General features: G+C 71.5%; 13 protein-coding genes. 10 read left to right on the plus strand and 3 right to left on the minus strand.

Annotation, left to right across the window (positions count from 1 at the left end; genetic code table 11):
- Window positions 1-21 precede the first annotated feature (21 nt).
- Window positions 22-1,251 carry an ROK family transcriptional regulator gene (locus tag ACVWWH_RS04895; protein WP_457315853.1) on the minus strand — a complete coding sequence of 410 codons (1,230 nt, stop codon included), beginning with the start codon at window positions 1,249-1,251 and terminating at the stop codon, window positions 22-24.
- Between the two features lie 180 nt (window positions 1,252-1,431).
- On the opposite strand from ACVWWH_RS04895, the gene ACVWWH_RS04900 reads away from it, so the two are divergent.
- The 8 genes from ACVWWH_RS04900 to ACVWWH_RS04935 are packed head-to-tail and all read left to right on the plus strand — an operon-like array spanning window position 1,432 to window position 11,774.
- Window positions 1,432-2,853, plus strand: a complete 1,422-nt coding sequence (locus tag ACVWWH_RS04900; protein ID WP_457315854.1) for an extracellular solute-binding protein — start codon at window positions 1,432-1,434, stop codon at window positions 2,851-2,853.
- Entirely contained in the window at window positions 2,828-3,793 is a 966-nt protein-coding gene (locus ACVWWH_RS04905; RefSeq protein WP_447420526.1) for a carbohydrate ABC transporter permease, read from the plus strand. The genes ACVWWH_RS04900 and ACVWWH_RS04905 overlap by 26 nt, the downstream gene beginning before the upstream one ends.
- Window positions 3,790-4,662 carry a carbohydrate ABC transporter permease gene (locus tag ACVWWH_RS04910; protein WP_457315855.1) on the plus strand — a complete coding sequence of 291 codons (873 nt, stop codon included), beginning with the start codon at window positions 3,790-3,792 and terminating at the stop codon, window positions 4,660-4,662. The genes ACVWWH_RS04905 and ACVWWH_RS04910 overlap by 4 nt, the downstream gene beginning before the upstream one ends.
- Window positions 4,662-5,735, plus strand: a complete 1,074-nt coding sequence (locus ACVWWH_RS04915; protein WP_141305680.1) for an ABC transporter ATP-binding protein — start codon at window positions 4,662-4,664, stop codon at window positions 5,733-5,735. Before ACVWWH_RS04910 ends, ACVWWH_RS04915 begins: the two co-directional genes overlap by 1 nt.
- Window positions 5,736-6,938, plus strand: coding sequence for a CehA/McbA family metallohydrolase (locus ACVWWH_RS04920; protein ID WP_457315856.1), 1,203 nt, complete (start codon window positions 5,736-5,738; stop codon window positions 6,936-6,938).
- A 50-nt stretch (window positions 6,939-6,988) separates the two neighbouring features.
- Entirely contained in the window at window positions 6,989-7,900 is a 912-nt protein-coding gene (locus tag ACVWWH_RS04925) for a TIM barrel protein (RefSeq protein WP_457315857.1), read from the plus strand.
- Window positions 7,897-9,030 (plus strand): Gfo/Idh/MocA family oxidoreductase, encoded by a 1,134-nt coding sequence (locus ACVWWH_RS04930; protein WP_457315858.1) that lies wholly within the window; start codon window positions 7,897-7,899, stop codon window positions 9,028-9,030. The genes ACVWWH_RS04925 and ACVWWH_RS04930 overlap by 4 nt, the downstream gene beginning before the upstream one ends.
- Before the next feature lie 2 nt (window positions 9,031-9,032).
- On the plus strand, window positions 9,033-11,774 hold the full coding sequence (locus ACVWWH_RS04935; RefSeq protein WP_457315859.1) for a glycoside hydrolase family 38 N-terminal domain-containing protein: 2,742 nt from the start codon (window positions 9,033-9,035) through the stop codon (window positions 11,772-11,774).
- Between the two features lie 19 nt (window positions 11,775-11,793).
- On the opposite strand, the gene ACVWWH_RS04940 is transcribed toward ACVWWH_RS04935, so the two are convergent.
- Window positions 11,794-12,732, minus strand: a complete 939-nt coding sequence (locus ACVWWH_RS04940) for a 5'-3' exonuclease (protein ID WP_457315860.1) — start codon at window positions 12,730-12,732, stop codon at window positions 11,794-11,796.
- Between the two features lie 212 nt (window positions 12,733-12,944).
- Between ACVWWH_RS04940 and ACVWWH_RS04945 the strand changes: the two genes are divergently transcribed.
- Window positions 12,945-13,133 (plus strand): hypothetical protein, encoded by a 189-nt coding sequence (locus ACVWWH_RS04945; RefSeq protein ID WP_457315861.1) that lies wholly within the window; start codon window positions 12,945-12,947, stop codon window positions 13,131-13,133.
- A gap of 63 nt (window positions 13,134-13,196) precedes the next feature.
- Here ACVWWH_RS04945 and ACVWWH_RS04950 read toward each other — a convergent pair whose 3' ends face one another.
- Window positions 13,197-13,883, minus strand: coding sequence for an HAD family hydrolase (locus ACVWWH_RS04950; RefSeq protein WP_457315862.1), 687 nt, complete (start codon window positions 13,881-13,883; stop codon window positions 13,197-13,199).
- 52 nt (window positions 13,884-13,935) lie between these two features.
- Here ACVWWH_RS04950 and ACVWWH_RS04955 point away from each other — a divergent pair, with 52 nt between their 5' ends.
- Complete coding sequence (locus tag ACVWWH_RS04955) at window positions 13,936-14,661, plus strand: DUF72 domain-containing protein (RefSeq protein ID WP_457315863.1); 726 nt, start codon at window positions 13,936-13,938, stop codon at window positions 14,659-14,661.
- The last annotated feature ends 16 nt before the right edge of the window (window positions 14,662-14,677 follow it).

Consider the following 14,677-nt stretch of genomic DNA (forward strand, 5'->3'; position numbering starts at 1 on the left):
CCCTTCCGGTGGAGACGCTCCTCATGGGACCAGCAGGAGCCCGTCGGCGCGGGGCGACAGGAGCTCGTTGAGCACGAGGCAGCCGGCGCCGACCGCTGCGACGTCCTCGGCCAGCGCCGAGTCGACGAGCTCCAGGGGGTGGATTGCCCCCACGGCCTTCCGGTCGGCGAGGGCCTCGCGCATGACGGCGAGGTACAGCCCGCTGACGGCCGGCCACGACGGCCCGCCGAAGACGATGCGCTCGAGGTCGAGCAGGCTGGCGATGTCCTCGACCGCCCGCGCCAGCCGCGTCGCCGAGTCCTGCAGGATCGCCCGCGCCGCCGCGCTGCCCTCGCGCGCCTCCGCGGCGAGGAGGCGGAAGCGCGCCATGGTCTCCTGCAGGTCGGGTTCTCCTGGGATGCGCTCGAGGATCCCCGCCTCGACCGCCCGCCCCACGAGATAGGACGGCATCGTGGTCAGCCCGACGCATCCGGGACGGCCGCAGCTGCACACCGGCCCGTCGCTCCCGCCGGAGAAGTGGCCGATCTCGCCGACGTTGTTGGAGCTTCCCCGGACCACCTCGCCGTTGATGACCAGGCCGGAGCCGAGTCCTGTGCCGAGGTAGACGAACGCGAAGTCGTGCGGGGCGCTCTCGCCGCTGATCCAGAGCTCGCCGTGGGCCGCGGCGGTGGAGTCCTTGTCCAGGAAGACCGGCAGGCCGGTGGCACTGCGCAGCCCTTCGCACAGGTCGACGCGCTCCCAGCCCGTCAGCAGGGGCGGACCGACGACCCCGCCGCCGGAGGCGTCCATCGGCCCCGGGGCGGCCATTCCGACGCCGATGACCCGCCCGCGCTCGACGCCGCTCTTTTCGATCAGGGCATCGACGGCCTCCGCGATGACGTGCACGGTCTGGTCGGGCCCGGCGACCGAGCGGATGGGGATGTGCGAGCGGGCGGCCACTGCGCCCGAGAGGTCCAGGAGGACGCACGAGATGACGGAGGGGTCCAGGTGCACCCCCACCGCGAATCGGCTCAGCGCATCGATCCGGAGGAGGGTGCGGGGCTTGCCCATCTTCCCCGCGACCTTCCCGGTCTCGGCCACGAGGCCCTCCTCGAGGAGCCGGCGCACGATGTTCGAGACGGTCTGGGTCGACAGGCCGGTCGACTCGACCAGCTGCACGCGGCTGAGGCCCTCTCCGGACCGCCGGATGAGATCGAGTACCACGGTGAGGTTGTACCTGCCGACGCGCTCGAGATTGGACCCCTTGTGCATGCGCACCTCCATCGGTGTGAGTGCTCAGACTATATCAAATAGGTTGACTAAGTTGCGCGAGTGTGGCTAGCGTGGTCCCGCCAGTGCATGTGACGGCGCTCACTGCCGCATCGAAGGCCGATCGCAGCCGTCCGCCCCGCGCCCAGCGCGCGTCAAGTAAGGAAGAACGAGGGAGTTCCCATGAAGAAGATCTGGCCCAGGTACCTTGCGGGCGGAAGCGCCGCCATCGTGGGCGTGCTGGCTCTGGCAGCGTGCGGCGGCTCGAGCAGCGGCGCCGGCAGCTCGCCGAGCCTCAACGCCGACGCGAAGGACGTCACCCTCACCATCACGAGCAACTCGATCTCCGGCGGGAAGAACGCCACGGGTGCGGACTGGATCACCAACTACGTCATCCCGAAGTTCGAGGCGGCCGAGAAGGCGAAGGGCGTCAACGCCAAGGTCACGTTCCAGCCGAACGGGGTGGACGACCAGGCCTACAAGACCAAGATCTCGCTCGACCTGTCCACCGGGCGTGGGGCGGACATCGTCGCCGTCGACGGCATCTGGGTGGGCGAGCTCGCCGACGCCGGGTACATCAAGCCGCTGGAGGACCTCGTGGGCGGATCCACGGTCCAGGGGTGGGACGGCTGGAAGCAGATCAAGCCGGCCGTCCAGCAGATCACCACGTACAACGGCAAGCTCTACGGGATCCCGGACGGCACGGACGGGCGGGTGATCTACTTCAACAAGAAGCTCTTCGCCCAGGCGGGCCTCCCGGCCGACTGGCAGCCCAAGAGCTGGGACGACGTCCTCAGCGCCGCCGCCAAGCTCAAGTCGCTGCCCGGCGTGACCCCGCTGCAGATCAACGCCGGGACCGCCATGACCGAGGCCACCACCACCCAGGGCTTCCTGCCGCTGCTCGAGGGCACCGGGCAGCCGATCTACAAGGACGGGAAGTGGCAGGGCAACAGCCAGGGCGTCCGGGATGTGCTGGGCCTCTACTCGAAGGTCTACGGCGTGGACAAGCTCGGCGACCCGGCCCTCCAGCAGGACGCCAAGGGCCGCGACAAGTCCTTCCAGGAGTTCTCGCAGGACAAGCTCGGCATCATGATCGAGAGCGACTACCTGTGGCGCTCGGTCATCAACCCCAAGTCCGGCATCGACCCCATGAAGGACCGTGATTCCGCCGTCGGCTGGGCCAAGATCCCGGCCGAGGCCCCCGGCAAGGGCGTCAACGGACAGGACTTCGTGAGCATGTCCGGCGGCTCCGGAGAGGTCATCAACCCCAACACCAAGTACCCGCAGCAGGCCTGGGACCTGCTCCAGTTCATGAACTCCCCGGAGGCCATCAAGGCGCGCATCGGCGCGAACCCGCAGATCTCCCCGCGGGACGACGTCAACTCCCAGGTCCTCGGGTCCGACCCCCTGCTGAAGTTCATCTCCACCGAGGTGCTGCCCATCACGGCGTACCGCCCGTCCTCCTCCGACTACACCCAGGTCTCCACGGCCATCCAGACCGCGACCGGCAAGGTGGCCTCGGGCGGCTCGCCCGACCAGGCGGCCAGCGACTACCAGAAGGCCCTGGAGGGGATCGTCGGTGGCAGCGACAAGATCTTCAACTGACGTGCTCGCCGAGCCCTCGGCGGCCCCTGCCGGGGCCGTCAGGGCTCGGGCCCGGCGCGCTGCCGACGACGGGGACGTCGCCGGGCTCGGCAGGGCACGGGCCGCGGCGTTCGTGGCGCCCAGCCTCGTGCTCATCGGCGTGTTCCTCGTCTTCCCGGCGCTGTGGACCCTCTATCTGGGCCTGACCAACTACCGGCTCAGTGGCTCGGCGGCCCTGCATCCCAAGTTCGTCGGCATCCAGAACTACCTCTCGGCGCTCTCGGACGACCGCTTCGCGAACTCGCTCGTGCTCACGCTGGCCTTCGTCTTCGGATCGGCCGTCATCGGCCAGTCGGTGCTCGGCTTCAGCATCGCCTGGCTCGCGACCCGGCTGAACAGCACCGTGCGGTCCGTGGTGGAGTTCTTCGTCCTGCTGGCGTGGATCATCCCGAGCTCCGTCACCACCTTCCTCTGGTACGCGCTGCTGGACGGAACCGACGGCACGCTCAACTCGATCCTGGGCACCGCCCACCTGGCCTGGCTCCTGCAGTACCCCCTGCAGTGCATCATCGTCTTCAACACGTGGGTGGGCACGGCGTTCTCGATGATGCTGTTCAGCTCGGCCCTCGCCTCGGTCCCGCCGTCCCAGCTCGAGACGGCGCGGATGGCCGGGGCCGGGACCTTCGCCCAGTTCCGCGACGTGATCTTCCCGCACATCCGCGGCCATGCCCTGACGAACACCCTGCTCATCACGCTGTGGACCTTCAACACGTTCACCCCCTACCTGCTCACGGCGGGCGGCCCGGATGACCGGTCCAACATCCTGCCCATCTTCATCTACCGGCTCGCCCTCAACGACGGGGCCCTCGGGCAGGGTGCGGCGATCTCCCTGATCATGATCGTGATCAACCTCGTCATCGCCACCGTCTACCTGCGGCTGCTGAAGGAGAGGAAGAAATGACCTCCGCCACCGCTCCCGCGCGCACCCCCGAAGAGGAGGCCGCCCGGAACCGGGTGCGCCACTTCATCGGCATCGTCGGCAAGACGGTCTTCATCGCCCTGATCCTGGCCTTCTTCGTCCTGCCGGTGCTGTGGCTCGTGTTCGCGCCCTTCGATGCCCACCCGGGCCTCAACGTCAAGGTGCCCGACTTCACCCTGCACAACTTCGCGGTGCTCTTCGCCAACGCGGACGCGATGGCCTCGCTGGGGAATTCGCTGATCCTGGCGATCGGCTCGATGGTCATCGTCCTGGTGCTCGGGTCGCTGTCCTCCTACGCGCTCTCCCGGGTGCGGATCCCGGGGCGGGACGTGCTGCTCTACTCCCTGCTGCTGCTCTCCTCGATCATCACGGGGACCGCGGCGATGGTCCCGACGTTCCTGCTCATGGTCAAGCTCGGCCTCATCGACTCGCAGTTCGGAGTCATCCTGGTGCTCAGCGGCGGGATCCTGCCCACGGTGATCTTCATCCTCAAGGACTTCATGGACTCGACCCCCAAGTCCTACGAGGAGTCGGCCCGGCTCTACGGCGCCAAGCCCCTGCGCATCCTGTGGGACGTCGTGGTCCCGCTGGCCCGTCCGGGCCTCGCGGCGATCGCCGTCTGGGCGGTCGTGCAGGTCTGGGGCAACTTCCTGGTGCCCTACATCCTGCTGAGGTCGCCCTCGAAGTCCCCGGCCGCCGTCGTGATGTACACGTTCTACACCGAAGGCGGCCAGCCGGACCTCGCCCTGATCTCCGCCTTCTCCCTGCTCTTCTCCCTGCCCGTCGTCGCCATGTACTTCTTCGTCAGCAGGCGCTACGGGTTCCGCTTCCATGGAGGTATCAAAGGCTGATGGCCGCTATCACCACACGCTCGCTCATCAAGGAGTACCCCGGCGGTGTCCGCGGCGTCGACGAGATGGACGTCACCATCGAGGACGGCGAGTTCTTCGCCCTGCTCGGGCCCTCCGGCTGCGGGAAGACCACCCTGCTGCGCACCATCGCGGGGCTCGAGAAGTCCACCTCGGGCACGATCACGATCGGGGACCGGGACGTGACCGATCTCGAGCCGGGCCAGCGCCACGTCGCGATGGTCTTCCAGGACTACGCGCTCTTCCCCCACATGTCGATCGCGGACAACATCTCGTATCCGCTCAAGATCCAGAAGGTCGGGCGCAAGGAGAGGCACGCCCAGGCCTCCTCCGTGAGCGAGAAGCTCTCCCTCGGCGGTCTCCTCGAACGCCGCCCCGGCCAGCTCTCGGGCGGCCAGCAGCAGCGCGTCGCCCTGGCCCGCGCCGTCTCGAGCCGCCCCGAGGTCTTCCTCTTCGACGAGCCGCTCTCCAATCTGGACGCCCGCCTCCGGCTGGAGGCCCGCACGTTCCTGAAGAAGCTGCAGCTCGACCTGGGCGTGACGACCGTCTTCGTCACCCACGACCAGGCCGAGGCCCTCGCGCTCGCCGACCGCATCGCGATCATGAAGGCCGGCAGGCTCCAGCAGCTCGGGACGCCGCGCGAGGTCTTCCAGCGCCCCGCCAACACGTTCGTGGCCTCGTTCGTCGGCTCCACGTCAATGAACCTCATCGAGGGCGTCGTCGTCTCGGGCGCGGTGGACATCGGCCGGCACCGGCTGCCGCTCCCTCCCGCTGCGGCCGGGCGGGTCGCCGAGGGCCAGAAGGTCACCTGGGGAGGACGGCCCGAGTACCTCTCACTCGTTCCGGCCGGCCAGGGCGAGTTCTCGGGCACGGTGACCGTCGCCGAGAACCTGGGGGCCGCGGTGCTCGTCACCGTGGAGCTCCCCGAGGGAGCCATGGTGCAGGCCGTCGTGGGGGAGGACCTCGAGCCCGAGATCGGCTCCGCAGCCGGCGTCACGGTCGAGCCGCGCCGGACCCTGCTGTTCGACGCCGACGGCGTGCGGATCGGCGACTAGGTGCGGATCCGCCGGCTGCTGACGGTCGAGGACCAGGCCGAGGGCCCCTACGTCGAGGTGCCTTTCGAGGTCCACGGCGCTCGCAGTCTCGAGGTAGTCCTCGACTACGACACCTCGTCGGCGGTCATCGACCTCGGCTGCGAGGGGCCCGGGGGCTGGCGCGGCTGGTCGGGAGGGGCGAAGGAACGCTTCGTCATCACTGCCGAGCGCGCCTCGGGCGGCTACCTCGCAGGCGAGCTCGAGGACGGCGTGTGGAAGGTCGTGCTCGGCCTCCATCGCCTTCCCGCGGAAGGGGTCGAGGCGATCCTCGACATCCACCTCCCCGCCACCGGCGGGGTGGAGCCCGAGCCGGCGCCCCCTCGCCCCGCACCGGAGGCGAGAGGACGACGGCGGGACCTCCCGTCGTCGTCCGGGCTCACCTGGTTCGCGGGGGACTGCCACGCCCACACGCTCCACTCCGACGGGCGGCTCAGCCTGAAGCAGCTGGCCGCCCACGGCGCGGCAAGGAACCTCGACTTCCTCGCGGTGACGGAGCACAACACCGTCAGCCACTTCGCCGAGCTCGCCGGCACGGGGGCGGCGTACGGCATCACGCTCGTGCCCGGCCAGGAGGTCACCACCGCCCGCGGCCACGCGAACGCCTTCGGACGCATCGGATGGGTGGACTTCCGCCAACACCCGGACCGCTGGGTCGAGCAGGCCGAGGAGCAGGGCGGGTTCCTCTCCATCAACCATCCGATCGCGGACGACTGCGCGTGGCAGTGGCCGCTGACGCGCAGGCCGGCCCACGCCGAGATCATGCACTCGACGTGGCTCGCCCGGCCCGCCGACAGCGGGATCTGGGCGTGGTGGACCGCGTGGGGGACCGACGTCGTCCCGCTCGGCGGCGGAGACTTCCACCGCCCGGAGGACGGCCACCCGGTCGGTGCGCCGACAACGTGGGCGGCGGCCCACGACGCCGGCGAGGAGGCGGTGCTCGACGCCCTGAAGCAGGGGCGCACCGCGGTGAGCCTCGGGACCGACGGGCCGCTCCTGCTCCGCGTCGACGGGCAGCTGGTCGCGGTCGGCGCCGAGGGCACGGTCTTCGTCACGCTCGACGGACGACGGCGCGTGGTCCGCAGCGCGCGCGAGGAGCTCCCCGACGGCGTGGGCCCGTACCGCCTCGAGACGCCCGACAGCCGCATCCTCGCCATCAGCCAGTGAACGGGTCCGCACCGCGGGCCGCTGGCACCACCTCTGGGAAGGAACGAGACGTGATCGACATTGCTGGCGCCCCGGTCAGCTTCGGCCTCTTCGCCCTCGGCGACGCCGAGGGCGGCACGCTCCCGGGTCCGGACGGGCTCTGCGCCGTCCTGGCCCGCCAGGGCTACACCGGGATCGACCTCGGACCGCTCGGCTTCCTCGGCCGCGACCGAGAGCTCACCGACCGGCTCGCACGCCACGGGCTCGCGCTCGCCGGCGGGTGGATCGACCTCCCGTTCACCGAGGACGAGCGTCTTCCCGCGGCCCTCGAGGTCCTCGAGACGGTGCTCGACGCGTTCGCCGAGGCCGCGGCGGGGGCCGGCGGGACGGCCCGCGCCGCCCTGCCGACGCTCGCGGACAGCGGGTCCGGAGTCCTCCGCCATCCCGGCACCGGGTGGCAGCCGGCACTCGACGAGGACCAGTGGCGCCGCCTGACGCGCAACATCCGGCTCGCCGTCGAACGCGTCCGGGCCCGGGGGTTCGAGCCGACCTTCCACCACCACGCCGGAACGTGGATCGAATCGCCGCAGGACATCGACCGGCTGCTCGAGGAGACCGACGTCGGCCTGACCCTGGACACCGGCCACCTCCTCCTCGCCGGCGGCGACCCCGTCGGGGCGCTCGCCCGCTGGGGGGACCGGATCAACCACGTGCACCTCAAGGACGCCCGCGTCGACGTCCTCCGTTCCGTGGCAGAGACCGGCGGCACGCTCCGTGACGTCTGGACGCGCGGAGCCTTCGTGCCGCTCGGGCACGGCGACCTCGACGTCGACGGCTTCATGGGCGGACTCCTCGGGCAGGGGTACGACGGGTGGCTCGTCATCGAGCAGGACCGTGTTCCCCGACCCGGCGAGGACCCCAGCGCCGTCGAGCGCGACCACGCCATCAACCGACACGCCCTCAGGAAGTGGATAGCCTCATGACCGTCCTCCGCATCGGAGTCGTCGGACTCGGCGCCATCGCCCAGTCCGTCCACCTGCCCCTCCTCTCACGCCGCTGGGACCTCTTCGAGATCGCCGCGGTCGCCGACGCCTCCCCCTCGCTCCGGGCGAGCATCGGCGAGCAGTACGGAATCGGGCCCGGGCACCGGCACGAGAGCCTCGCCGCGCTCCTCGACTCGGAGAGCCTGGACGCCGTGGTGCTCCTGACCTCCGGCTCGCACGGCACCGACGCCCTCGCCGCGATCCGCCAAGGGGTCCCGGTCCTGTGCGAGAAGCCCCTCGCCTACTCGGTCCGGGAGGCGGAGGAGCTCCGCGCCGCCGAGGAGGCCCAGGGGCGCCCCATGCTCCTGCTCGGCTACATGAAGGAGTACGACCCCGCGGTGCTCGCCCTCGGCTCCTCCCTGCCGCAGGCCGAGGGGGTCCGGTACGTCGGGGTCGAGGTCCTGCACCCGAGCGGGGCCTCGCAGCTCGCCTACGCGAACCTCCGCCCGGCCGCGGGGGACGTTCCCGCCGAGGCCCTGGCCCGGTTCCGGGACGCCGACCGGACCCACCTCGACGCAGCCCTCGGCGGGGAAGCGCCCGACCTTGCCCGCCGGCTCTACGCCAACGTGGTGCTCGGCAGCCTCATCCACGACATCGCCCTGGTCCGCTCGCTGTTCGGACCCCTCCGGACGGTGGAGGCCGTGCGCCACTGGGCCCCCCAGGACGACCCGGGATCGATCGAGGTCGCCGGAACCCTGGGCTCGGGCGCCCGGTTCCACCTCAACTGGCACTACATGGCGGACTACCCCGAGTACCGGGAGACCGTCACGGTCCATCACACGGAAGGGAGCGCCGAGCTCACGTTCGGCGTGCCCTACCTCCTCAACAGCCCCACGCGCCTGCGGACCGTCGAGCGCGAGGGCGCCGGCGTCGTCGTCCGCGAAAGGAACGACGTGACCGAAGCCTTCGAGACCGAATGGGAGGCGTTCCACGCCATGGTGACCCAGAAGCAGCCCCCGCCCACCGGGATCCCCGAGGGGACCACCGACCTGCGCACGGCCCAGAAGATCATGCGCGTGCTGCTGGACGAGATGGGCATGGAGGCCGCGGGAGAGGTGGCAGGGGCGTGACGATGGCCAGCAGCGTCACGGCAGGGGGCCAGGACCAGGCCGCGGAGACGGGGATCGTCCTCGTGCCGCACACCCACTGGGACCGCGAGTGGTACGAGCCGTTCCACGTGTTCCGCTACCGGCTCGTCACCGTGCTCGACGCGGTGCTCGGGATGGCCGAGGCGGATCCCCGGTTCCGGTTCACCCTCGACGGCCAGACGGCTGCGATCGAGGACTACCTCGAGATCAGGCCCGAGAGCCGGGAACGGGTCGCGGCCGCCGTTGCCCGCGGCCAGCTCGCCCTCGGCCCCTGGCACATCCTCCTCGACGAGTTCCTCTGCTCGGGCGAGACGATCGTCCGGAACCTCCAGCTGGGCATGGCCGGCGCGCAGGCGCTCGGCGGCAGCATGGCGATCGGCTACCTGCCCGACATGTTCGGGCACGTCGCCCAGATGCCGCAGATCCTCCGGCGTGCTGGCATCGAGCATGCGAGCCTCTGGAGGGGGGTGCCGTCCGAGGTGGCAGAGCACTCCTTCCTCTGGGAGTCCCCGGACGGTTCCGCGGTGCGCGTCGAGTACCTCTTCGACGGCTACGGCAACGCCCTGGACCTCCTGGCCATCCCCGAGAAGATCCCCGCTGCGCTGGCCGGCTACCGCGACCGGACCCGCTCCCGCTGGGCCGGGGCCCCGATCCTGGGCATGCTCGGAACCGACCACATGGCCCCGGACCCGCGCCTCATGGAGTGGGTGGACCGGTATGGGGACGAGCCCTTCCCCATCACGGTCGGAACGCTCGAGGACTACGTCCGCAGGCTGGGCCCCGACCGACCCGCCCGCACTATCCGGGGCGAGCTGCGCTCGCACGCCCGCGGCAACATCCTCCCCGGCGTCTTCTCGATCCGGCGCGGGCTGAAGACGGCGATGAGCCGCGCCGAATCGCTGGTCCTCGAGGCAGAGCGGCTCGCGGCCGCCCACACGGCGGCCGATTTCGAACCCTATCTGGGGATGGCCTGGCGCCGGATCATCGAGTCGAGCGCCCACGACTCCGTGGTCGGCTCAGGGACGGACGAGACCGTGCAGCAGGTCGACGCGCGGCTCCAGGAGGCCGCCCAGCTGGCCCGCTCGGTCCGCGACGACGTGCTCTCGCGGGTGGCCCGGGACGTCCCGGAGGATGCCTTCTCGGTGGTCAACTCGCTGCCGTACCCCCGCTCCGGCCTCGTCGAGCTGACCATCGCCCGCGGGAACGCGGACGCGCCCCTCGTCGCCGAGACAGCGGACGGGGCGATCCTTCCCGCGCAGCCCGTCGGCGAGCTGCCCACCGTGCTCGGAGACGAGACGATGGACGCCTCCGTCCTGGTGGCACGCGTGATGAACCGCATCCACGGGCGCGAGCTCTTCGGCCAGCTGATCGACGCCTACCGCATCGAGCCGGGGCTCCTCGAGTTCTCCGTGGCCGAGGTCCCTGCCGCGCCGGTGTTCGACATCGCCGAGTGCGCCTCCGCGCTGGAGGCCGCCGTGGGCAGCAGCCCCGGCCCGTGGCAGCTGAGGATCCTCGCCCAGCGCCGGACCCGCGTCCTCGTCGACGTGCCCGTGCCCGCCTCCGGGACCACCGCGCTGCGCGTGCGCCCGGGGACCGAGGTCGCGTGCCCCGGCGGCGTCCGCTGCGTCGACGGCGGCCTCGCCAACGGCGCCGTCACCGCGACCATCGAGGCGGACGGCACCCTGACGGTGAGCGCGGCCGACGGGACGATGCTGCGCGGGGTAGGCGCCCTGGTCGACGGCGGCGACAGCGGCGACACGTACAACTACGGGCCCCCAGCCAGGGACCTCCTGGTCAGCAGCCCGTCCGAGGTGGGCGTGGAGGTGCTCGAGGAGGGGCCGCTCCGCGCGGTCATCCGGGTGGTCCGCCACTACGCCTGGCCCCGGGCGCTCGACCCCGCAACCGGGGGCCGGTCCGAGGACACGGTGGACGTCCCCGTGGTGATGGATGTGGAGCTCCGGCGCGGGGAGCCGTTCGTCCGCCTTTCCGTGCGCTTCCGCAACCCGGCGGCCGACCACCGTCTGCGCCTGCATATTCCGTTGCCGGAATCTGTCTCGGGCTCGGCTTCGGAGGGCCAGTTCGCCGTGACGCGGCGTGGTCTCACGGCCGAGGGCGGAGGCGGCGAGCATCCCCTTCCGACCTTCCCCGCCTACCGGTTCATCTCGTCCGGCCCGGCCACGGTGCTCGTCCGGGAGGCGACCGAATACGAGATCGTCGACGCCCGCGAGATCGCCCTGACCGTGCTGCGGGCCGTCGGATCGATGAGCGTCAACGTCCACCCCCTCCGGGACGAGCCGGCCGCGGCAGAGATCCCCGTTCCCGGCGCCCAGGAGCTGGGTGCCGAGGTGGGCATAGAGCTCGCCGTCGTCCCCTCCGCGGAGGGCTGGTCCGAGGCGGGGGCCGTCCGGCTCTCTGAACTCTTCACCTCCCCGGTGGCCGCCGTGCGCGGTCTCGGAGGCCGCGGGGGGACGCTGCCCCGGCCGTCGGAGGGGCTGCGGCTCGAGGGCCACGGCACCCGCCTGACGAGCCTCCGGCGGGTCGGCGGAGCGCTGGAGGCCAGGCTCGTGCTCTTCGCGGACGAGCCGGAGGACGCGGTCCTCTCGGGGACCTTCTGCCGCGCCGCCACCGTCGACCTGACGGGAACGGTTCTCGAGGACACGGCCGCCGAGGGGCGCCTCGCGCTCCGTCTGCAGCCCTGGGAGATCCGGACCGTGCGGCTCTCCTGAAGGACGTCTCTCCCGCCGGTCACCCGTGCCGGTCGAGCGCCGCGAGCAGGCGCTTGACCGAGCCGCCGAGGTTCCACGCGGCGGCGAGCCCCTCGAGCTCGCGGCGGGGGCCGCCGTCGACCGCGCGGAGCCGCGCCGCGGCGGCGTCGAGCGTGGGGAGGTCGAGGTCGCGGACCACGTTCACCACGGCGGGCGCCACGTCCAGGTAGTCCGCGGCGGCGGCGAGCTTGGCCCGCATCGGGGCGGGCAGCCCGCTGGCCGGGTCCTCCGCCGCCTCGAGGAGGCCCTCGAGCGTGCCGAAGCGGGCGAGCAGGGTCGCGGCGGACTTCTCGCCGATGCCCGCCACGCCGGGCAGCCCGTCCGAGGCGTCGCCGCGCAGCACCGCGTAGTCGGCGTACTGCTCGGGCAGCACGCGGTACTTGTCCACCACCACGGCGTCGGTGACGGTCTCGAGGTTCTTCATGCCGCGGGCGGTATAGACGACGCGCACGCCGCGGGCGTCGCTGACCACCTGGAAGAGGTCGCGGTCGCCGGTCACCACGTCCACGGGCAGTTCGGCGCGCGCGGCATAGGTGCCGATGACGTCGTCCGCCTCGTGCCCGGGGGCGCCGACGACGGCGATCCCGGCGAGGCCCAGCACGCGGCGGATCAGCGGGACCTGGGCGACGAGCCCCGCGGGGACGGTCTCGACGTCGGGGCCGTCCGCGACCTGCCGCTCCACGCGGTGGGCCTTGTAGGAGGGGATGAGGTCGACGCGCCACTGGGGGCGCCAGTCGTCGTCCCAGCACGCCACGAGGTGCGTGGCGCCGAAGTCCGCGGTGAGCCGGGCGATCATGTCCAGCAGGCCCCGGACGGCATTGACCGGCGTCCCGTCCTCCCGCCTGATCGTCTCGGGCACGCCGTGGAAGGCGCGGAAGTACAGCGAGGCGGTGTCGAGGAGCATCAGGCGCTCGGTCATAGCCCATCCTGACACGGGCGTGGCGCGGGGCGGAGTCCCGGCTAGGGTCGAAACGCCTCTGGCGGCCGACAGATATGACTGATATTGTCATGCGACAATCACCGCGCACCTTGCGCGCAAGGCATGACCGGGCCAGGGCTCCAATCAGCGGAGCTGGCCCTCTTCCTTGCTCAGCGTAGGCACGCTGGATGTTCACAGAATTGAGGAGATCAATGACGATCACCGCGGAATCACCGTCAGGCTCGGGAGGTCTGCCCGCTACGGCGCGACATCAGAAGGCCCCGGACCCCGGGCGTCGAGAAGAGCAGGCGCTCCACGCCCTGGTCAAGGCCGGGATGAGCACGCAGACGGCTATGGAGCAGATCGCGCGCCTCGCCGCCGGAGACATCTGGTCGGGTTGAGTCGACGAGCCACGTGCCCTGCTGCCTGAGCTGGAGCGCCGCCGCGCTCCGAGAACGGCGCGCCTACCCCGCCGCGGCCAGCCTCCGCCCGATCAGGCTGCCCCCGAACCCGTCCAGGAGCTCGCGCGGCGAGGCGAAGACCTCGGCCGCGCCCGCCTCCTCGAGCTCGGCGGCGCTGTACCCGCCGCACGCGAGCCCGATGGTCGGGATGCCCAGCGCCGAGGAGGCCTGCACGTCCCAGACGGCGTCGCCCACGAACACGACCTCGGATGCCTCCAGCCCCCCGGCCCTGAGCGCCGCCTCGAGGATGTCCGGCGCGGGCTTGGGCTCGTCCGCATCGGCCGAGCTGGTTGCCGCGTCCACGGAGCCCTCGGCGTCCACCACCGAGCGCAGCACGGAGAGGTCCTGCTGGCGGGCCGAGGACGCCAGGACCACGGACAGGCCCGTCTCCTTGCAGCGCCCCAGCAGGTCGCGGGCGCCGTCGAAGGGCCGCAGGTGGGGCCAGAACGTGGAGAACACCGCCGCATGGGTGTCCAGGATCTCGCTGTCCTGCGACGCGTCCCGATCCGGCCCGAGCAGGCGCTCCACGATCTTCTGACCGCCCATCCCCACCAGGCGGTGGATCTCGTTCATCCGCACGTCGTGCCCGAAGCGGCGGAACCCGTGCCACCAGGCGAGCGTATGGAAATAGGTCGAGTCCACGAGGGTGCCGTCCACGTCGAAGAGGACGCCGCGAAGCGAGGTAGCCATGGCCCCTCCCTACCCCCGGCGGCCCCCGGCCAATCTGGCTAGGCTCGGAACCATGGGCTGGCACATCGGCACGTCGGGCTGGAGCTACGACCACTGGGAGCATGCCCTCTACCCACCGGGCACCCGCCCCTGGGACCGCCTCGGCATCTACTCTGCCGCGTTCTCCACCGTGGAGCTCAACGCGAGCTTCTACCGCTGGCCGCGCACGACGGCGTTCGCGAGCTGGCGCCGTCGGCTCCCCGAGGGCTTCCTCCTCTCGGTCAAGGCCCCGCGCGGGCTGACCCATGCCAAGCGCCTCTACGCGCCCGAGGCCTGGGCCGGGCGCCTTGCGGACTCGTGGCACGAGCTGGGGCCGCGCCGGGCCGTGCTGCTGGTCCAGCTCTCGCCCCACCACGCCCGGGACGACGCGCGGCTGGACTGGTTCCTGGGCACCCTGCCGCCCTGGATGCGCACGGCGGTCGAGTTCCGCCACCCGAGCTGGCACGACCCGGGCGTCTTCGACATCCTCCGCCGGCACGGCGCGGCGTACTGCGTCATGAGCGGCGCCGGCCTGCCGTGCATCCTCGAGGCGACGGCCCCGCACGTCTACGTGCGCCTGCACGGCCCCGACCACGGGCACCTCTACGCCGGCTCGTACTCCGACGCGGACCTGGGCTGGTGGGCCGGCCGCATCCGGGAATGGGACGCCGCAGGCCACGAGGTCTTCGCCTACTTCAACAACGACGGCGGCGGGAACGCCGTGCGCAACGCCTTCACCCTGCGCTCTCTGCTGGGCTGAACCGGCCCCGCGCACA

The sequence above is a fragment of the Sinomonas sp. RB5 genome, from assembly GCF_054063535.1.